Source organism: Pseudomonas cucumis, from assembly GCF_030687935.1.
GTDB lineage: Bacteria > Pseudomonadota > Gammaproteobacteria > Pseudomonadales > Pseudomonadaceae > Aquipseudomonas > Aquipseudomonas cucumis.
The window spans coordinates 4777838-4796719 of sequence record NZ_CP117454.1 but is presented as its reverse complement, the minus strand read 5'-3'; the positions used below and the strand labels follow the sequence as shown (position 1 = coordinate 4796719).

16 protein-coding genes and 2 pseudogenes are annotated in these 18882 nt (G+C 54.3%); 7 read left to right on the top strand and 11 right to left on the bottom strand.

Annotation, left to right across the window (positions count from 1 at the left end; genetic code table 11):
* The first annotated feature begins 19 nt into the window (after window positions 1-19).
* The 3 genes from PSH97_RS21755 to PSH97_RS21745 all read left to right on the top strand — a co-directional run bounded on the left by PSH97_RS21755 (window position 20) and on the right by PSH97_RS21745 (window position 2694).
* On the top strand, window positions 20-1120 hold the full coding sequence (locus PSH97_RS21755) for a caspase family protein (RefSeq protein ID WP_305446649.1): 1101 nt from the start codon (window positions 20-22) through the stop codon (window positions 1118-1120).
* 255 nt (window positions 1121-1375) lie between these two features.
* Complete coding sequence (locus PSH97_RS21750; RefSeq protein WP_305446648.1) at window positions 1376-1633, top strand: transposase; 258 nt, start codon at window positions 1376-1378, stop codon at window positions 1631-1633.
* Window positions 1634-1734: 101 nt separating this feature from the next.
* Complete coding sequence (locus PSH97_RS21745; RefSeq protein ID WP_305446647.1) at window positions 1735-2694, top strand: DUF4145 domain-containing protein; 960 nt, start codon at window positions 1735-1737, stop codon at window positions 2692-2694.
* Window positions 2695-2747: 53 nt separating this feature from the next.
* Here PSH97_RS21745 and PSH97_RS21740 read toward each other — a convergent pair.
* A pseudogene (locus tag PSH97_RS21740) lies at window positions 2748-3037 on the bottom strand (IS66 family transposase zinc-finger binding domain-containing protein); the annotation flags it as partial.
* 582 nt (window positions 3038-3619) lie between these two features.
* Here PSH97_RS21740 and PSH97_RS21735 point away from each other — a divergent pair.
* Window positions 3620-4213, top strand: coding sequence for a hypothetical protein (locus PSH97_RS21735; RefSeq protein ID WP_305446646.1), 594 nt, complete (start codon window positions 3620-3622; stop codon window positions 4211-4213).
* A gap of 287 nt (window positions 4214-4500) precedes the next feature.
* Here PSH97_RS21735 and PSH97_RS21730 read toward each other — a convergent pair whose 3' ends face one another.
* Window positions 4501-5412, bottom strand: a complete 912-nt coding sequence (locus PSH97_RS21730; RefSeq protein WP_305446645.1) for an HNH endonuclease family protein — start codon at window positions 5410-5412, stop codon at window positions 4501-4503.
* Window positions 5399-7603 carry an AAA family ATPase gene (locus tag PSH97_RS21725; RefSeq protein ID WP_305446644.1) on the bottom strand — a complete coding sequence of 735 codons (2205 nt, stop codon included), beginning with the start codon at window positions 7601-7603 and terminating at the stop codon, window positions 5399-5401. Before PSH97_RS21725 ends, PSH97_RS21730 begins: the two co-directional genes overlap by 14 nt.
* Window positions 7604-7858: 255 nt before the next feature.
* On the opposite strand from PSH97_RS21725, the gene PSH97_RS21720 reads away from it, so the two are divergent.
* Window positions 7859-8611, top strand: coding sequence for a hypothetical protein (locus PSH97_RS21720; RefSeq protein ID WP_305446643.1), 753 nt, complete (start codon window positions 7859-7861; stop codon window positions 8609-8611).
* A gap of 148 nt (window positions 8612-8759) precedes the next feature.
* Window positions 8760-9326 (top strand): hypothetical protein, encoded by a 567-nt coding sequence (locus PSH97_RS21715; RefSeq protein WP_305446642.1) that lies wholly within the window; start codon window positions 8760-8762, stop codon window positions 9324-9326.
* A gap of 315 nt (window positions 9327-9641) precedes the next feature.
* Here PSH97_RS21715 and PSH97_RS21710 read toward each other — a convergent pair whose 3' ends face one another.
* From PSH97_RS21710 to PSH97_RS21700, 4 genes and pseudogenes are all read right to left on the bottom strand, one after another.
* Window positions 9642-10673, bottom strand: a complete 1032-nt coding sequence (locus tag PSH97_RS21710) for an IS110 family RNA-guided transposase (RefSeq protein ID WP_090187875.1) — start codon at window positions 10671-10673, stop codon at window positions 9642-9644.
* A 171-nt stretch (window positions 10674-10844) separates the two neighbouring features.
* Window positions 10845-10985, bottom strand: a pseudogene (locus PSH97_RS28475) (chromosome partitioning protein); the annotation flags it as partial.
* A 139-nt stretch (window positions 10986-11124) separates the two neighbouring features.
* Window positions 11125-11751 carry a hypothetical protein gene (locus PSH97_RS21705; protein WP_305446641.1) on the bottom strand — a complete coding sequence of 209 codons (627 nt, stop codon included), beginning with the start codon at window positions 11749-11751 and terminating at the stop codon, window positions 11125-11127.
* Window positions 11752-12739: 988 nt separating this feature from the next.
* A complete protein-coding gene (locus tag PSH97_RS21700; protein ID WP_305446640.1) occupies window positions 12740-13021 on the bottom strand; it encodes a helix-turn-helix domain-containing protein in 282 nt (93 codons plus the stop codon).
* A gap of 85 nt (window positions 13022-13106) precedes the next feature.
* Here PSH97_RS21700 and PSH97_RS21695 point away from each other — a divergent pair, with 85 nt between their 5' ends.
* Window positions 13107-13547 (top strand): hypothetical protein, encoded by a 441-nt coding sequence (locus tag PSH97_RS21695; protein ID WP_305446639.1) that lies wholly within the window; start codon window positions 13107-13109, stop codon window positions 13545-13547.
* Window positions 13548-13754: 207 nt separating this feature from the next.
* Here the strand turns inward: PSH97_RS21695 and PSH97_RS21690 are convergent, their stop codons facing one another.
* From PSH97_RS21690 to PSH97_RS21675, 4 genes are read right to left on the bottom strand one after another with little or no spacing between them, the layout of a single operon-like run.
* On the bottom strand, window positions 13755-14198 hold the full coding sequence (locus PSH97_RS21690; RefSeq protein ID WP_305446638.1) for a TetR family transcriptional regulator: 444 nt from the start codon (window positions 14196-14198) through the stop codon (window positions 13755-13757).
* The gene (locus PSH97_RS21685) at window positions 14195-16075 is read right to left on the bottom strand and encodes a site-specific integrase (RefSeq protein WP_305446637.1); all 1881 of its coding nucleotides are present in this window, start codon (window positions 16073-16075) and stop codon (window positions 14195-14197) included. Before PSH97_RS21685 ends, PSH97_RS21690 begins: the two co-directional genes overlap by 4 nt.
* Window positions 16072-17751: a hypothetical protein gene (locus PSH97_RS21680; RefSeq protein WP_305446636.1), complete on the bottom strand. Its 1680-nt coding sequence runs from the start codon at window positions 17749-17751 to the stop codon at window positions 16072-16074. Before PSH97_RS21680 ends, PSH97_RS21685 begins: the two co-directional genes overlap by 4 nt.
* Window positions 17726-18814 carry a tyrosine-type recombinase/integrase gene (locus tag PSH97_RS21675; protein WP_305449848.1) on the bottom strand — a complete coding sequence of 363 codons (1089 nt, stop codon included), beginning with the start codon at window positions 18812-18814 and terminating at the stop codon, window positions 17726-17728. The genes PSH97_RS21680 and PSH97_RS21675 overlap by 26 nt, the downstream gene beginning before the upstream one ends.
* Window positions 18815-18882: the final 68 nt, after the last annotated feature.

Below are 18882 nucleotides of genomic sequence, written 5' to 3'. Positions count from 1 at the left end.
ACATACGCATGGTTGAAACATGAACCCAACTGGCTACCCGCAAGGCCACGCCCTTCTTATCGGCGTGGCAAACTATCAGCAAATCTCCAGACTACCTGCCGCGATTCTGAACGACGTCAATGACGTCGCCGCAACGCTCTCATCGCCGGATCACTGTGGCTATCCCCCCGCCAACGTCGTCACTCTCTTAGACGCAAACGCTACTCGGACAGCAGTTTTGAAACGGCTAGATGAACTGGCTACTCGGGCGGGGCCTGATGATACAGCCTGCGTGTTCTTCTCCGGCCACGGCGGCATCGTGGGTAGCCCAGGCAATGAAGACAGCGTGCTGCTCACTGTGGATAGCGATCTCGCTGACATTGAAAACACATCCATTAACTCGAATGAACTAGCTGCTGCACTTGCGCAGATCAAGGCGAAGCGACTTCTGGTCTTCATTGACGCTTGTCATGCTGGTGGCGCTGCGATTTCGAAGAGCTTGACTGATGACAAAGGCCACGAGCTCAAGTCTGGCTATAGCCAAAACACCTTCGCAAAGCTGGCAGTTGGTAGCGGACGTGCACTAATGGCATCGTGTCGTGCTGACGAATTGTCGTCCGTATTTGACGGTGCAAGGAACAGCGTATTCACGACTGCACTGCTGGCGGGTTTGCGCGGAGCTGCCGACAAAAGCGCCAGCGGCTTCATCAAGGTCTTTGACCTGTTTAACTACGTCTCCGAAGAGGTGCCTAAACTGATCCCAGACGACCAGCATCCAATCTTTAAGGCTGACAACCTTGAAGTGAATTTCGCTGTCGCGCTGAGCCAAGGAGGGAAGAAGTCACCGTACAGTCCTGAGATCATGCTAACGGTGCAAGAGGAACTCCCGTGGTCGGTGCTAGAGAAGATCCTGGTCGAGCTCTACCCATTCGGACCGCGGGACCAAGAAGTGTGGAGTCGCGCCGGTGGTGATCTGTCCCGTCTCCAGTTTCATTCCACCGGTCAAGCTGCTTGGCATGCAGCGCTTCGCACGCTGAAACAGGGCGGCGGTGGCAGTAATATCAACTTCGGCAGCTTACTCAGTGCAGCAAAGGAAGACTTTTCGAACCATCCGCAGTTGGCGATGCTGCAGACGTCTTAAGCACGACCGTTTGAGAGTAAGGATCTGCCGATAGACAAAGCTCAAAATGAAAGTTGTCGCGCTCGAAGTTGTTAGGCTTACACAAGACAGCCGACATCTAGTGGTTTCCAAGTTCGTCCGCGATTTTCGGCAACCACCGATTTTCGTCGAGAAACGTAAGCGTCCGGCAAAACCACCTTTCCGAACTCCAGCATTAAGGGTGATGTGTCCGCGTATTTTTAAGCGGACGCGATCACCCTTATCGCCAGGATTTCCATGCGCCAACGAAGCTCTTATCCGAAACAGTTCAAAGCCCAGGTCGTTCAGGAATGCCTGCAACCTGGAGCAACCGTGTCCGTTGTCGCCATCAGTTACGGCATCAGCGCCGATGTCATCCGCAAATGGATGCCGGTCTATCGTAACCTGGCGAAGCCTTGCCATCCGGCGGGGCTTTTTTATGGATGTTCACTTGAGGCTGCGATCGGTTTCAGCGAGGTTGCATACAGTCAGAGCCGGGCAGCACCTTCTTGCTGATCTCATAGGTTCAGGGCAACTCCCCGACATGATCTCACTTTAGTATTATCGGCCATCGCGCAAAGCACTCACTTACGAGCAGCCACCTTAAGGAGCTGTCCATGCAGGAAGCTGATCACCCACCGTTGATGCCTCAGAGGGCGTTCGACTATTACCTAGACGAACGGGATGCCTCGCGCCTTTACCAAAAGGCTGTGAGCATCCGCAATTGCCTGGAAAACCTTTTCAGAACTGTCCTCGTTCACCTGATGGATCCTGAGGATGGTGGGGCCGTGCTCCCCACAAATCTCTACAGGCGCATTGACCTTCTCAAAAACTTCTTTCCACAGGATGTCATTGACTCCCTCCACGGCATTCGGGAATTGGGCAACGATGGTGCCCATGAGGCAAATCACAAGAAGCTATCAAACGAGCGAATCCGAACTGGTCTGCGCGATCTAGGCCTGATCTGTGAGTGGACAATCCTCACGTACTTTAAAAAGCACGGACTCAGATCGAAGGCCTGGGTGGCCACGTTGTTCAGCACTCTGCCTCCGGTCTACCGTGTTCGAATATTGAAGCAGTTGGTCGCCGCCAACACGCTTGAGCAAGCGCAGGTCTTTGCCCAGCAGGAGATCACAAGGGAGTGGAATGAGCGGAGGGATCAGGAAAATTTTATCAGGTTCAGTCAGGGGCTTCCCTTCAATGACCAGATGCCAGAGGAAACCGAGGATGAGGCGAAGATCTCGAACTTTCTGCTGATTATCAACAAGCTCGCAGTGGCGCTTGTGAAGAACCAGCAGTTCGATGAGGGCTTCCAATTTATCCATGATATGCACGAGCAGGGTTGGATGACCGATGCAAATGCTGCCTACACGTTCAGCGATTTGCAGAGGTTGCAGGCCAACTTGCATCGATTTCCGATCGCGACCACGTTGGAAGAAGCTCGTCGAAACCTTCAGGAGGTACTTCCTCTCATAGCGGAGGAGGAGAGCGCTCTTTTCACCACCTTGTTTTCTGCGATCGTCTTGGGGCGTCCAGAGGACTTGGAAGCTCGTGAAGTTGACGGTGAGTCAGGGTAGGGGGCGGTCAGGGTTAACCCGCTTCATTCAGCGCGGGCGAAGCACATCTATACATCCACCAGCGGCTGGAGTCGCACGCCGGTTTGTCCGACCCACTGGGCCAAGGCCGAGCGAGCGATTCGCACTGACGGCAGGCCCATTTGCCCCGTACATGGTCCTAGACTATAAGCACTCCCGGCGTGTAATCCAGTTTCTCGATGACGTCTTCGCCGATGCGTTGAAGTTGGCAGCCGTAGGCGCACGAGGTGTTTTCTGGTTCATGGCGAATCACCGTGCGAGGAAACTGCGGCGGCAATGGTGCACGTTTGCGGAAATGTCGGGGGCGGTCTGTGGCGAAGCTGGGAGGAACTGTGTAAGCGTCCGACGAAGACATCTTTTCTCCCTAGAACTTTGTATACGTCAAGATCTTAGGGTTAGGTGCGGCTTTTAGTGGGACGAATGCCGGTAGTGAGGCTACTGCGGGCTGGTCTCGAAAGAGCGGCATCCAATTGCGGATGACGTTGGCATTGATGCCCTGGCTGATGGCGACACTCGACACGGTTGCGCCAGGTGCAGGCATTCCTGGACGACTTGGGCTTTGAACGGTTTGGGATAAAAGCTTCGTTGGCGCATGAAAATCCTGGCGATGAGGGTGATCGCGTCCGCTTAAAAATACTCGGACACCATCGCCCTTAATGCTGGAGTTCGGAAGGTGAGTTCACCGGACGCTTACCGAGAAACGTCGACCCTCAACCAAAAGCAGTCTTCAGTTATCGACCAGGAGAGCGGTATCTCCTGGTTGAACGAATTGGCCTCTCCTGGGTAGAGCTCGGTCAGCACCACGGCAGCGTCCTTTCGTGTAACAAAATGCAGTGGTCCGGTTTCGTGGTGCTTGGCCTTGTGGTATTGATGGCCCTTTAACGCCGCCGGAGCACTAGCGCTAGTAATGGACGATAAAGAGAGGTTTGCTTTTTACGAGAAGGTTTTCTATCAGGAGCTCGACCGCAAGGAAAAGCTCTACGCCAGGTTGAGTATGCCGCTTGCGATGCTAGTAGCCATAGTGACGTTCCTCTCGTATATGCTCAATAAGGCACCAACCACCGAGGACGGTACCGCAAGCGTCTTTTTCTGGATTTTCTATCTCAGCACGTGCGTGATGCTACTGATCGGCGCTCTGTATTTCCGTGCTGCATGGTCCCTGAGGGATTCCGACAGGGGCCTCCCCACACTGATGGAACTTGAGACTCATCGGCGCAGCTTCCGCGATGATTACGAGAAATATTGGGACACTCCAGAAGAAGCCGATGCGCACTTCAAGAGCTTGGTGCTTAACTACTTCATCGAAGGCGCCACGGTGAATACAGAAAATAATGACAAACGCGGGATCTATCTCCGATCACTTGCAAATTATGTAACCGCGGCGTTATTCGTCTCAGTGCTGTCATTCCTTCCGTTCTACATACATCAGCAGGAGCAAGCTAATAATGACCCAAAAACCACCACCACCGCCTCCACCGCCGATGCGCTACGTAAAAGATAACCAGCCGAGGAAGGAGCCGCCTCCACCTCCGCCTCGGCCTTCTCCATCCAAAAATTAACTCTTCAGCCCGCAGTGACGCGGGCTTTTTTTGCCTCGTAGTAGCGATCAAGTACTGCGTCTGGATAATTTTGTCTGTTGAACTGCTGCTACCGGCCCAAAGCAGCACCAGTGAACATCAGCTTTTGGCCGTGGTTTCAACCGGTAGACGCAACGGGTTGGTTAAATTGCTCTCAATGCTAGTAGCCAAAACGCCTTGTCCTCGCGCAGCACCTGGGCAAAAGTATGACTCAGCGAGCCGCCGCTCCCACCGGACTTTCCCTAGCAACTCTGGCCAGTAACGCGTCCACCATTTCCGATACCGTGTCATACCTGGAATCGACGATGTGCCGAGCGAAGGCTGAGTACTCGTTGTTCGCTTTGGCGTGGCTGAAGAACCTATCGATGTGCATCTGCAGCACGGGCATCCACTCCCTGACTCCCTCGTCAGTGGTTTCTTTGGCGATTTTGTGGATCGTTGTCTTCAGGCATAGAAACTCTTCGTCCAGTTTGAGTTGGTACTCCAGTCTCGCTTCCGCGAGTTTCGAGCGATTGAGACCGAACAGGTCGATGCTAGTCTGGCCATACTGCGAGATGGCGACGGCCAGCGGTTGGTCAGCCACGACCTTCCAGCCGATATGCTCGCCGGGGTCCACGCAGGTGGGGTCGATCAGCAGCGGGTCTTCCAGCGCGTGGTCGTCGGTGGCGCAAGTGGCACGCGGCCCGGCGACCGGGAAGTGATCATGCTTGCCACTCAGGCGTTCGCCCTGAGTCAGTCGCTGGCCGTCTTCGCTGCCCAGCAACGTCTGGTTCCGCCCGCGGTTGCAGTCGATGCAGGAGGCCAGCAGATTGGTCCATTCAGTGGCCAGCCACCAGTAGCCCGGATGGTTTACTTCGCCTTCTATCTGGCCTTTGGGGCGGAAATGTTCGACATCGATGGGCCCGGTGCTGGTGATTTTGCCCTCGCAGTAGGCGCACTTGTTGTGGAACAGCTTGTTCAACGCCGTGACCACGTCGGGCTCCTTGTAATGGGCGAAGCCGTACGCCTTGTTGCGCGGGCTCTGGTAGTACATCGCCGCACGCAGGTGCTCGCGATGGCCCGCGCCATTGGGTGCGGTCAAAGATGCCGGCTTGGCGACCCGGTTCCGGTCAACGGGTACCATATTCCCTCCGGTTGCGTTCGAGCACCTCAATGATCGCCCGCACTGATTCTTCCCTAGCGTTGGCGTGTTCGATGGGGGTGGCAAGGCCCGTGTCGCGGATATGGCGGGTCAGGGCTTGGGCGAGGATCTGCCGGTCGAGGGTGTCGCCGATCATGGGGAGGCTGCCGTAGTGTTCCAACAGTTCGTCGCGATGCCTGAGGTCCTTCTGCGAGAGGTCCCGGTCTTCGCGCGCAGCATATTTGGCGAGCTGCTCGAGTGCTTGTTGACGCATCGGGTCTTCGGTGGTGGCCAGCCCGAAGTAGTCGGATGTCAGAATCTGCTCGATGCGCAGGTTCGCTACATTAGGCAATTGCTCGACGCGCTGCAGGCTCCCGTTGCGATCCCGATACAGCACTTGCACCTCGCCCTCGAACATCCCCCGCAAGCACAGCGGATCGTGGGTGGAGGCAATGAACTGTACGCGAGGGAACGATTCGCGCAGCGCACTCATCACACGCATCTTCCAGCGTGGGTGAAGGTGGTTTTCGATTTCGTCGACCAGCACGATGCCTTGGGCGAATTCCAAGTTGTCCCAGTGTTTTAGCATTTCCCGCATGATATCGACGGCCATGGCGAACAAAGATTTGTAGCCATCGCTCAGATGTTCGATGGGCAGGGACGAGCTGTGGCGCTGGATAAAAATCGAACGGTCGTCCCGGGCTACGAACTCACCGGCGCGTAAGGCGAGCAGCGAGGCCAGTGCTCGCGCCACGGCGTCGAATTTTTCCTCCTCCTTGAGATTCAGCAACCAGTTCGTAGGGTCCGGCAGGCTGGCAGCCTGATTGAACAGCGTCCTGCTGGGACAGCTTTGGACTTTCGTCGATCTGCCGGACAGGAAGTACCTTCTCGAGCCATAACCGAACACCCGGTTTTGCGGAGTACCGATGGATTTCAGGCGACCCGTATGCAAGTCCATGCTGAGGGCGACGGTCTCGCCATTGCTGAAGTGCACCGTGACCGCTGGTTGCAGGGGGGGCGCCAAGGTGTCGTCGATACCGTGGGGGATGATGCTCTTCTGGTTGAGACGGATGCGCTGACGTTCCTCACGGGGCATCAGCGCCAGGGCGATTGCTTGCAGGATCGAGCTTTTGCCCGTGGCGTTTTCGCCCAGCAGCATGGTGCAGGGCGATTCATTGCGGCCCTGGCCGGATGGGCTGGCGTCGAGATCTAGCGTGAAGTGATCGATGCCCTTGAAGCGGCCGATCTCGATACGGGTGATGTACGCATACCGGCGGGTCTTAAGTTCGCCCAGATCGGGGTTCTGGATAACGAAGGCCAGGTCATCTGTCTTGCACAGCGAAATAGCCTCCTGCCAATCATGGGATGAAAACTCACCCCTAAGCCGAATGATCTTCTTTTTCAGATCGGTGCGGGCAGAGTATTTGCCGTGGCGGATCTCGGTTTGCAGAATCCGACAGACATGCCCCAGACAGTTCCTTACGGCCCCTCCGTGGGAAGTCTCATCGCTAGTGAAATGGCCCAGTGCTTCGGTCAGTTCATATTCATTGTTACTCTTCAGGATGAGCTCCAGCACCTTGTCGATCTGCTCCTTGCGTTTCAGGCAAAGAGCTGTCCGGTTGAGGTTGAGCAACTCGATAGTCGCCTTGCCGGCGGCGGTGGTGGCGCGAACGACACCGTCGGTATCGAACATGAGGTGATCTGAAGGATTGTCCTCGAACGGGTTGAGCAGGAGCGGCATTTCCCGGAGCTGGGCCGTTCTCCAGGAGGAAAGTGCAACGGCGGTCCGGCCTGATATAGGGAAAAAGTTGAGTTTATGGTTGTCGCAGTCCTTGCAGATCAGCATCAGGTTCTGCCATTCGTATGCGAACCAGGCATAGCACTCAAGTTGTTCAGTGTCGTGAATCGGATCAACCGCGTTGCTCAACGGCCGATAGTGGGACACGTAGCGGCCAGGATCGTGTTCGAGAATGGTTTCGCAATAGGCACACTTACTGTGCTGGATCCGCTTGAGCTCTTGAATGGCGGATTGCGCATCCAGTACCTCCTTGTTGAACGGCGGCCGGGTACGAGCCCGTTCGGTGGGGGCGAGCTTGAAGTAGGCCTTGACCCTAGCCGTCTCCCGGACGAACAGTATGTTCTTGGTGGAAACCTCTATGGGCTTGGGATTTGCCAGTTTCTTGAGCTTGATCAAAACGCACAATCTTCCGTGAAGGTGGGGCTGTGAGTGACTTCAGGAGTGACAAAACTGATCCGGTCGTGACCGCCTTGATGTCATGGGCGATCTCCTCGCGACTATGTAAAACTTCTTGCGCGTCGATTACGGCCTGACAGAGCTAATCGTCGCTCCTTTAGAGGTTGGTGCGCGAATTTTACTTCAAACGCTCCGTCAACGCATGGCCATATGCTATTAATGCTCAAATCGTTGAATTATAGAGGGAAGCGTTTCTTGGAGCAGAGCGAATGGGAAGTGATGCTGGCGTCAGGTGAGCCGGAATACCTCCGTCACCTGAGTAGACACGGCTATAGCAATGGCTATTTTCGGATTTGGGGTGGGCTGGATTATCAAAATGACTGCGAGAGCGATCACTTCAGCTTCAACTCTATCTATTTTGAAGGCGACGATGTGGATGAAGAAATCGTCTGGCAGGTGTCTTACGAGCTTCTCTGTCTACTTAACGGCGCGGTGGAGCTTTTCTACTTCGATCATCGAGAGTGGCGGATCGATCGGATCCTGCGTGCAGGTATACCCATACAGAGAGTCGAAAAAAAAATCCCTAGAGCACTGCTAGGCGCACCCAACTTCCCTCCGCATAGGAGGAACGAACGATTCCTTAATAGAAGGGTGCTAAATTCTATAACTCTCATCCAATTAGCTACAGAAAATCAGGACGTACACATGATCCTAAAGTACTTAGCACTCAAAGGTGGTTGGGCAAACTATTACAAACTAATGGAAACAATAGATTCGCACGCATCCATCAAAAATATTGATGTACCAGATGACAGAGCGAAGCGCACTACTTTTAAGAATACGGCAAACAATTTTTCTCTTGCCGGATATGACTCGCGTCATGGATTCAAACAGTTGGTGAAGCAAAATAATACTCCAGCGATGACGCTTCAGGAGGGTTATAGCTATGTAATCAGCTTAGCAAAAAACTACTTGGTCCGCGCTTATGATCTGTCAACAGATGCGTAGCATACGAATTTTTTGTGCTTTCTGAGTTGACATTCACGTGCCAGCCAGTGGACTGCTACATAAGATCAATTCTATTAATTTTTGAGCGGTGGTGCTAAACCTACGCTATCCCAATCCTCGCCAAATTCACTCCTGGTTAAATTACCAAATGACCACAGATCTTATAAAACTTGCAAGAATTCACTACGAATGCGGATTGATAGGGCTTGATGAGCTACTTGAACGTGTCGCCGTGGTGCGGTGGCTCGCAAATCCTGGAATCGATATAGGAGATCCTCGCATGGAACCGGGTGAAGAATTATTCAAGAATGACGCAAGTGACACTAATTTGGATTCATCTCAACACGACTTTCAAGGCACTGGCCACTCACACCGCGCTGCTGAGCTAAATGATCAATGGCTAGAGTTTCTCTGCTTAAACACTTGGGTGTTCACCAAGGCTGACCCCGACCCCTATCCTTCAGTTCCGCACGGTCATTTCAAGAGCCAGAATAACAAATGGCCAAAGCTGAACCCATATACTGGAAGGGTTTTCATTGCAAAGCACCAGGAAGATCAAGCCCGAAGGCTATCAAAAAAAGAGATGCAAAAAATTTGGAGAGATCAAGAGTTTAGGATTTTTTGTCGAGATATGATTATTTGGTATTGTGAGCGATTTCCACACCATATATTTCCGGTTGACGTTGATAAAGTTTTCCGCATGCCTAGATGGTGAGACAAGGCGACTTAAGTTGTCGATCGAACATTGGTCAACTGCCTTTCGCAAATGTCCGTATATGGACTCCTCCTCGTTGCAAGCCTCCTTTACTTTGGCGCCCGTGCCGACTGCACACGTATATTCGGCCTCTGACTTTGGCATCGATTCGATGCAGGGCCATGATGGGCTATTCGCGCGTCGGCTCCCAATCGCTTCTACGTGCTTTGCGCACCTGGACACTTGAGGGTTTTGCCGACGCCGGTTCGACCGGTTTGCCATTGCTCGGGTTGCTTCGCAATCGTGGTGTAGGGTGCTTCTCCCGGGATGAATAGGTCAGGCTACTGCTCGATCCGGTTGGTAATCAGTGCCGTTGCGCAGCATCGCCCAAGCCATGCGTGCAGTTTTGTTAGCCAGTGCGATAGCGGCCACGTTGGGATGTGAGCGCTCGGCTAAACGGACAGCCCACTGGCTAAGTCGATCGTCTTTGAATTTGGCTGTGCGCAGTGCCGAGCGCGCACCGTGGATCATCAGAGTTCGCAGATAAGCATCCCCGCGTTTGCTAATGCCAAGCAGTCGATCCTTGCCGCCAGAGCTGTGTTGCTTTGGCGTCAGCCCTAGCGAGGCGGCCAGTTGTCGGCCATTGTCAAACTGGCTGGCATCACCGATGGCAGCAACAAGTGCGGTGGAAATCATCGGGCCGACGCCACGCAGCTGTTGCAAACGGGCGGCCGCTGGGTCACTTGCCGCGATCGCTGATATCTCGCCATCGAGTTCTCTCACGCGGTCATCAAGTGCTCGCAGGTCGTCCCACAAACCGTTCAGCAGACGACGAAAGCGTGCCGTCAAACCATTATCGGCATCTTCTAGCCAGCACGGTATTGCACGACGCAGCATCAGTAACTCCTTCGGCGCTACGAGGCCGTACTCGGCGACCAGCCCACGAATCTGATTGGCTTTGGCCGTCCGTTGTTCGATTAAGCCGGCCCGGATGCGATGCGTCGCTTGGATATCCTGTTGCTCGATGGTCTTGACGGCGACGAAGCGCATGCTGGGACGGCTCATCGCTTCGCAGATCGCCTCGGCATCGTTGGCATCGTTTTTGTTGCTCTTGACGTACGGCTTGACGAACTGCGGCGCGATCAGCCTCACTCGAAATCCGCGTGCCTGTAGCTGCCGCGCCCAATGGTGCGCACCGCCACAACTTTCCATGCCGATCTCGCAGCCGGGTTCGATCTTTTCCAGCACCGTTTGCAGCCAGCGATCGCGCGATAAACGCTGCCGCCAGATGGGCTGCTCATGACGATCCACTCCGTGGATCTGAAACACGTTCTTGGCCAGGTCGACCCCAATGCGCATAAGCTTCATGTGTGGACTCCTTCTCACCGTTGACTGTGGTTCGCACTTTCAGTCTGGCACTCAAGATGCCGAAGTGAGGAGGAGTCCATCCCATTGCTTCTGGCCGATTGTTGCCTATCGCGAAGGGTGATTTCAGCCGGTCAATACAATACACTAGATTCTGCTTAGGGTTAGATGGAGGGCAATGGCCTCATTGCGAAGAGGGCGCATTAGATACCCTTTTGCTACGACCAAGACCAGCATCGTTTCTCCCAGGGGATTCTCGACTTGCTTATAGGCATGTAGCAGGCTTTCCATTTCCCACTCCATGCGCGCGATGATCGCTACGTGTAAGCCTGACTTGAGTTTGAACATAAAAGTTCTAGTCAGAGAAAAGCCGGTTCGAAGGTCGGTTTTTTCGTGGTTGCTGTATTTGTTGTGTTCCAGTTAAGCAGGCAGCCGAGAATCAGCTTTAATTTTTTTAATTTTTTATCAGTTTTTTTTCGTTCTTCACGATGATGAGTGGCACATGTTTTTCCTGTCCTTTGACTAGCGCCTCGCCCCTCATGATTTTCATGCAACTGCGTAGCGCGTCAAAGGCAAAGAATCCGCATCCAGGGATTGTGACGAGAGCCAGCAGCATGAATTTGGGGCCAAGATTAAAGGGCGCGGCGAGCAGAAGGGGGGACATTGCTAACAAGGAAGCCATAACGTAAATAAGAACATAAAATGACTTCCTCCAGACTCTCGAAAATTTTCTCTGGTATTTTGATCTGAAATCAATTTTATGAAGTTTTTTGTTGAGCTCGACATATTTTCTTGAAAGCGCGTAATCCTTCAGGGATTTGTCAGGGTTCGAGAGTGAAATAAGATACTTAATGTCGGAAACCTGTATTGAAGAAGTTCCCGCTAAGGCGTAGTAACCTCGCTCAACGGCAAGATGATGAAGTGGTGTCTCCTCATCTAGGTCGGCGAGAAACTCTTTCGCAAATTTATACTCTTCTCTCAGTTTCAACTTGCTGCTGGATGAGAGTTCATAAATGATTTTTGCTACACCAATCATCGCACCGATAGCCATGATGATTTTTACGATGTTTCCTATTTCCATTGGGGAATTCATCCATTAGGTTTTGAGGTGACGCAATTGCCGACGGAATAGTATCAAATGGCTATTATTTTTGTGAGTGTAGATGCGTATAGAGCAACACGGGCCGATCTCCGCCTGTCGTGAAAACAGAGATACCGATGCACATAACCTGCTTGAAAAGCAAACCTGCTCTGCATGAAGAGGGTAAAGCCGAGCAGTTGAGCTAGTGCTGTATCCCGCACCTGAAGCATGAGTAATGTAATAGTCACGCGCTGAGGTGAATGTGTGGTTGATGGCCAGCACCAAGCGTCCAGCGTTCAGTTCGACCTGGGAGATAAACAGCGGTTCCAGCGCAAATCCCAACCCACCCATGGCCGCTACCGCCAGCAATAGCGGCTAGTGAAAACGTGGAGTCAGAGCTAGATAAGGCTGCGCCAGGCCATAATACGTACAGTACTCGACCAAGAATCCGGTACCAGCACTGACGGTATGGGGCAGCAGTGGTCGGCCGAGAATATCTGCGGGGCTATTGAGCGTTTGGATGTCTTGAGTTCAGGGGAGCACACGACTCCCATCAGCATGCCAAGTGGTAGCACTTCTGCACTTATGCCCGGCCAGTTACCTTTGCCATAACGAATGGTGAGCTGCGCGAATAACGACGCAACTAGCCACTATGCAAGGGGAGCAGAGGTCGTACTTTCACCTATCGGGCGAACGCAGGCGGGGGAATGCGTTGACGGCGTGATCCATCTGGTTTTTTCATTACATTTTTCAACCGACGTGCAGGTTCTTCTAGTTCAGAAGGCGATGCAAGGCTAATAGCAAGCATCAACGCATCACGGCGTTTCTGTTTCCCTTCCAAAATTTCAAAAAGGCTATTTTCCAGTTGCACTGGGTGCTTCATCGCTGCTGACCTCGATCTTCGGATCAAATTGGATGCTAACACAAGCCCTACAATCCAAAGTCTTCCGTTGATCCCTTTGCCTATGGAACGCAATCCGTCAGATGTTCATTTCATCTCGCTTGGCAGTTCCGTTCGAATTCGGGAAAACAGTCCGTCGAGGGAGATTGGACTGTCTTGAATCAGATAGCAGCCTACGAGTATGGTCAGCGGATGAACGTCTAAAACAGATGCCAACTCGTCTACCTTCTCAATCGTAGGACTCTTCAAACCGCGCTCTAGGGTGCTGAGATAGGTACGACTGCTGACGTCGGAGAAATCCTCCTGCGAAAGCTTCCTTTTCGATCTCAGCTGTTTCAGAGCTGCGCCAAATGCCTGTTTCAGTTCCATATTGCCGACCTCGCAAAAGGAACGATGAAGCCTTTGTGAGCTCTATAGGGCTACAATCTATAGTGTTCATTATTGGAAGGGCGCTATGTTCATCACTCACAAACCAGCAGAAATCTTCCTCGGTGCATACCTGGGGGATGACGCCACCCAATACTGGCAGTACGTTGAGCAGACCACTCATTGTCCCTGGTTCTACGTCAAGGTGGGGCGGCGACAAGGCAGCGAAGCTCTGACTAGGATGGTTCTGATTCCCAGCATTTCAGCGCTTGAGCAGTTACTTAATGAACAAGGAGCAGACATTTGGCTGTTGGATGTCCAGTTGGTTTCACCGGCTTATCTGAACGGAGGTGATGGGTGGAAGATGGAGAAGCTATTAGAGATGCGCGAAACGGTGGATGACATCCGTGAGGCGGCCTACGTATATAGCCTGGAGGGAGGGCATTTCTACACTGAGGCTTTGGGGGCCTGCAGGTCCGATTTGAAAAGTCCTCGCATCATTTTTTCGGTCACACCGGCATCTCGATAAGCACAAGCTCAATACGCTCGAACGCGAGCCCTTAAGATTCATCCGCCCGCTGCGTAGGTCCGCGACGCTAACAAAATTAGACCAACCTAATGTTTGATCAATTAGAGCTTCTAGTTTTGAACCGGTCACTACGCTCGTCAATTTATGGATTCTATAGTCAGCGGTCAGCAAGCATGAAAATGGCTAGTCAAAAGGTGCGATTGCGGATTATGAAAAATCGACCTGTCCATGGGGTTTCCTTGATACCAGATCGATCACCTTACGGTCGTTCATTTTATCCTTGAGGACACGGTTTTCGTCCAACAGCACCTCGTTAATGGATGCAAGACTAGCGACTTCGGCTCGCAATTCCTCTATCTCCTGGCGGTAGGCTGCGGACTTTTTGCGCTCTTCAATCAAATTTTTTTGTTTCACATCACGCATGGCGCGACTGGAGCGCCCCTGAACCTGGCGAATAGCCTCGGCAAACCGTGGGTAGTGGTTGTGAATTAGCGCCGTCGATACGCCCGCCTCGCGAGCTACTGCGGCGATAGAAATCCTGGTTTCTCCGGTGTGCGCGCGGCCTTTTTGGATGCGGTAGAGGGCGAGCTTTAGATCCTTTTCACGATCCTCCGCCGACTTATAATTGATTGCCTTTTTCCTGGGCTTCATAAAGTCTCCGGGTCCATTCCCAGTTGGACCAGTACGTCACGGCAGCGATTCAGGTCTCGGTGAATACGCTGGTGTCCGCCCTCGCCTATGTCCGGGCAATGCAGCAATCCTTTCAGATCATCGTAGAGTCCCCGGTAAATGGGCGCGTGGCGGCGCCCGATCACGGCATTGTTACAATCGCCGCAACGGGTACGCTGAAGGTTATTGCCAACGCAATTATCATTGTCCGCTGTGCACCAAGCATGGCCGTTGCTGCGAATCGCTGTGCTCTCGGCAATGGATTTCAGCATCGAGGCGTGATCTTTGAAGATCAGCAGATTCTGCGGCTCCCGTCGCCACTGCTTGAGCGCGCGACCATAGCCCCCGGCTAAGGGTTCGTCACCCAGCCAGTTATCGACCACGCCTAGTTTAATATCGTCCAACTCCCCCTGAATGTCGGCGTACAGTTCGAGGTCCAGATGCTGCCCCCAGCCGTCGCCCATGGCGTAGCTCAAGGTCATGTCCAGCGAGTAATGAGCGTAATGCTCCTTGAGGTAACGCAGATCGCCGAAGCGGCTGTGTGCAGCGTAGTTGGCGAACTTGCGGCGGAACTGGTGGCTGGCGAGATTCCAGCTCAGACCGCAGTTTTTGGCGAATTCCTTGAGGTACATGTTCCAACTAGTGTTGCTAAGGGGGCGCACTTGATTATCTGCATTCGGATATACACCGAGAAAGAGTGCATGGCGGTGTTTGTGCGCCTCGGCGATCTGCGGGTCATGCGAGTTGGCGCGGCGCCGCTGCGCGATCTCGGCGGCGATCATTGTCTGATAGGGCGAACTCCAGCGATCCATTAGGCGCAGGGCACGTACCGCAGCCTTCGGAATCATCCAATCATGGGTACCGACATCAGTTTTGGCAGAATGGGAGCGCATCCAGTGGTAGACCGTCCCTTTATCGTCTTGGCTACGGTGGTGCGCGCCCGATAGCACGTTAACCAGCTCGTGGTTACGACAGCCGGAGGTGCTAGCCAAGACAATGTAGCAGGCCGTACGCAAGTCCCTCAGCGCTTTATTGAATGCCCGGAGACCTCCCTCCCATCCAAGGCTGCGCAATTGAAGGCTCTTCATCCTACTGATGGAACATGCTGGTAGCAGCGTTCGCTGCACTGAACTTGTGTGAAGCGCATCTTGCAGGTCAAGCAATTGATGGCCTCGCTCAACCTGCTGGTACGCCCGCTCAAAAATAATGCAGAACACCTCATCGGGCATCAGCGGCGTTTTACCGCCACGGGGGCTGCCGGCAAGCCCCGCCATAGTCTTGGCAGAAGTCTCGGGCCAAGGGTCTTGCGGGATCCGGTCGTCGGTGTACTGACTCAACTCATGTAGCGCTTCAACGGCTCGGAAGCGACTACATAGTCCAGCCTGCGACAATGGCTTGCCCTTGGACCGGCGGGGCTGGCGGTACGCCTTGCAAGCGGACGCATACGTGGTACAGATTAGGGGTGTAACCGAGCCCAGGTGGTCGAGCTTCAATGCTTCGAGGTAGCGTAAGAATGACCTTGCATCATAAAAAAATACTCGCATTACGGCGCCTTTGGGCCGACCCACCCCGCGACGACCACGCCGCAGGTAGCGGTACAGCATCGCCTTCATCACAGCCCGAAACGCCGGCGGCACAGTTCCGAAGTCCAGCTGTTTATGGCTAAGCGGCACGTTACTGGTGAAACCGTCGAGTTGCCAGACGTCGTCGACGTAGCGACTGAGGATGACCCATTGCCCATCCACCTCAATAGCGCTAATGATCAGAGCGGCGCGCTCGGATTCGGTAAGCTCACGCACATCGCCCGGCTGCGTATCAAGGAGTGCCCAGGATAGCGCCGCGAGTGTGTCATCGCTCATGCAAAGACCTCCAGGCTGTCGATCAAATCGACTGACCAGTATGGATGCGGAAGGGTGCGAGCGCGCTCACGGGCGGCCTCCACTGCTGCCCCCTTGAAGGTGCCGCGCCGTAGTCCCTCGGCAACGATGTAATGGTCAATCAAGCGGGGGATGTGGGCGTACTCCCGTGTCCAGCGCCGCTTGTCCATGCGCGAGCGCTCAGCCAGCACACGGAAATAGAAACTGAATAGCTTGTACAGATCCTCCGCGGTCACCGCGTAATGTTTGCAGCGCAGGCAGTTCATGAAGTTCATGCAAGTTGCGCCCTCGCGCTTCGGGGCATACTGGCCGTTCACCGGGTCTGCGCACCGGCCTACGGGGGTATCCTTGTGGGTTGCACCGATAGTCCGAGTCTGCAACTCCTGCACCAGTACCTCCCCCATAAACTGCCAATTACGACGAGCATCTTCATCAGGCGACAAGTAGTTTCGGTCGGCTACCTGAGGGGAGTTTCCGAGAGCTGCGGCCGTGGTCACCAAATCGCTGTCGGTCAGCTCGAAGATTCGGTTGGCAAAGGTTTTGCGAAGGCGTGAGATGTTGACGCGCAGCGGCCCTCCGTCGCTGTCGATCAGGTCGTAGTTGGCTACGAGGCGGCTTGTCGCCCAAGCCAACGTTTCTGCGCTCAACGCCGTGACTTGACCGACACCTTTGCCGGTGTGCATGCGATACAGCCACACGCGGCCCTTTAAGTCGCCCGGGGCCACTGCATCCAGGGGCTCGGTCAGGGCCATCACGCGGCGGATCAGGCGCTCCACGTTGGTTCTCACGCTCGGCGTGGACTCCAGAAGGCGCTCGGCTTCCGACTCGGCGCGCAGCGCCACCTTGCTGCTGTTGTATCCGCGCCGCTTCCACAGCACCAAGAACACGGTGTTGTCCTTCGGGTGCGGGCGCAGGCAGTCGCGGTCCATTTCCAGCAGTGGCGTGGTATTACGTCCGGTGTGAAGCGCCACGACCAGCAAGGCGAAGGCTAGTAGTTCACTGGTCAGAGGTTCGTCGTCGGCCCAAATCGGTTTGATTGCCTGCCGCAGTGCCACGGTGAACGCTTGCCGCTCGTGCTTGCATAGTGCCGACTCGCCCTTTGTCTTGCGGTTGCAGTTTGGGAAGGGATTGCGTGGGAAGGTGGCCATATCGCCGGTATTGACCAAGGGGATTAGTCCACGCCGCCCCAAAGCGAGCAGCACCGGTTTGGTCTTTGAGTAGAAGGACTTCTGACAAGTAGTCGCCACGCCCAGCCCGGCTATATGGCCAAGAAAGCCATCGATCAGATATCGGTCTACATCGGCCAGGGCGAGAGCACGGCCAAAAGCCTTCGCTTGAAGCACGCAGTAGTCGAGAAAAAAGCGCAACCCGCTCCGGCAGTAGCTAGCCACGGTGCTGCCCGCGATGGCACCCTCCTGGCCAGAGAGGAAGCGTTCGATTTGGCGCTGGCAGGCATAGGTGACGGGGTCAATATCAACTCCGTACCAACGGGCAAAGTCGAAGTTACGACTGTTTGAGGCGTTTCGGCCAAACTTGACCAACGTGTTTGTCGGAGGGATAGCCTCGGGCAGAATGACCACATTGCCTGCTATGTCGCGGCTGTGCTCGACTTGCGGGACGCTGAGGTCGGTCTTAGTGAATACCTTGCGTTTCCCCATCAGCCCCCCCCAGCGCGTTCAACTCGTCGTCATAGGCCAGCACCGCCTCATCGGCCATTTCGTTGATCAGATGCAAGTACACCAGGGTCGTCTGAATCGAACTGTGGCCGAGTTGTCGCTGAATAAACACAAGGGGCTCCAGTCCGCTCTCAGGGTTACGCTGAAGGCTGGCCAGGGTTTGAGTGGCGTAAGTATGCCGAAGCATGTGCGTATGGATCTTGATTCCAGCCTGCTTGCCAATCTCGCTGATGATCCGGTTGAGGCTCTTGCCGCCGTCGCTGTAGGTTTCCCCGGACTTGTTGAGGATCAATGCCTTTTGCGGGGTCTTGCTGAGCGAGGCACGCTCGCCGCGCACCTTGGTAACATAGCGATAGAGTTCGGCCATGAATTTCCGGCTGACGTAAATATCCCGTGGCTTGCTGCCCTTGGTCACCATGCCGCTGCCGTCGAACGGATTGAGCGAGATACGGAGGTTGCGTTCGGCTCGTCCAGCCTTGTCCGGGTCGAAAACATACGCTAGAGGGAAGGCGGCGATTTCCTCTCGGCGCAGACCCGTATGCAGCGCCAGTCGCATCATCATCCGGTGATGGGGGTTCTCCGCTGCGGCCAGGAGTGAGTTGATCTCGGTCGTGCTCAGGAACTTGGGCAGAGCTTTGTGACTTCGTGGCATCACATCGTTTGCCATGGCCTTGCCGCCATTGGTGTTGACGTGCGCAAGGAAGCCTATTTCACGCCTTACGGTACGTTCTTCGTAGGCAAAGGGCAGGCGTTTCACCCAACCCTCCTTCAGGGCGTACTCGTAGAATTTGCAGATGTAAGTCAGTCGCTGGCGAGTGGTGTTCCGTGCTAATTCGCACGTCATCAGGCAATAGTCCCGATAGGCTGCCACCAGGTTCTTCGACTCGCCACGATCAACATCGCGCCAGTCCAGTTCATGCGCTTGGAGGAAGCTGAAGAAATCGTAAAGAGCGCGCCCAGTACTGGGCCAGGAACGCTTAGACCCTATAGCCCCACGAAGCAGGTAGTGGCGAAAGAACTGATTGGCCGGAACGCAACTCTCCATCGAGTCCCACAGAAGAATGGGAAATCCCGGGTAGGGTTGCCCAGCGATCACTAAATCCTTAGTAGATC

Bases quoted from the DNA above. Each gene is read 5' to 3' on its own strand.
- PSH97_RS21690 (WP_305446638.1), bottom strand. From the start codon at position 14,198: ATGAAGCCCAGGAAAAAGGCAATCAATTATAAGTCGGCGGAGGATCGT.
- PSH97_RS21745 (WP_305446647.1), top strand. From the start codon at position 1,735: ATGCAGGAAGCTGATCACCCACCGTTGATGCCTCAGAGGGCGTTCGAC.
- PSH97_RS21715 (WP_305446642.1), top strand. From the start codon at position 8,760: ATGACCACAGATCTTATAAAACTTGCAAGAATTCACTACGAATGCGGA.
- PSH97_RS21705 (WP_305446641.1), bottom strand. From the start codon at position 11,751: ATGGAAATAGGAAACATCGTAAAAATCATCATGGCTATCGGTGCGATG.
- PSH97_RS21685 (WP_305446637.1), bottom strand. From the start codon at position 16,075: ATGAGCGATGACACACTCGCGGCGCTATCCTGGGCACTCCTTGATACG.
- PSH97_RS21710 (WP_090187875.1), bottom strand. From the start codon at position 10,673: ATGAAGCTTATGCGCATTGGGGTCGACCTGGCCAAGAACGTGTTTCAG.
- PSH97_RS21750 (WP_305446648.1), top strand. From the start codon at position 1,376: ATGCGCCAACGAAGCTCTTATCCGAAACAGTTCAAAGCCCAGGTCGTT.
- PSH97_RS21680 (WP_305446636.1), bottom strand. From the start codon at position 17,751: ATGGGGAAACGCAAGGTATTCACTAAGACCGACCTCAGCGTCCCGCAA.
- PSH97_RS21675 (WP_305449848.1), bottom strand. From the start codon at position 18,814: ATGGAGAGTTGCGTTCCGGCCAATCAGTTCTTTCGCCACTACCTGCTT.
- PSH97_RS21755 (WP_305446649.1), top strand. From the start codon at position 20: ATGAACCCAACTGGCTACCCGCAAGGCCACGCCCTTCTTATCGGCGTG.
- PSH97_RS21735 (WP_305446646.1), top strand. From the start codon at position 3,620: ATGGACGATAAAGAGAGGTTTGCTTTTTACGAGAAGGTTTTCTATCAG.
- PSH97_RS21700 (WP_305446640.1), bottom strand. From the start codon at position 13,021: ATGGAACTGAAACAGGCATTTGGCGCAGCTCTGAAACAGCTGAGATCG.
- PSH97_RS21695 (WP_305446639.1), top strand. From the start codon at position 13,107: ATGTTCATCACTCACAAACCAGCAGAAATCTTCCTCGGTGCATACCTG.
- PSH97_RS21730 (WP_305446645.1), bottom strand. From the start codon at position 5,412: ATGGTACCCGTTGACCGGAACCGGGTCGCCAAGCCGGCATCTTTGACC.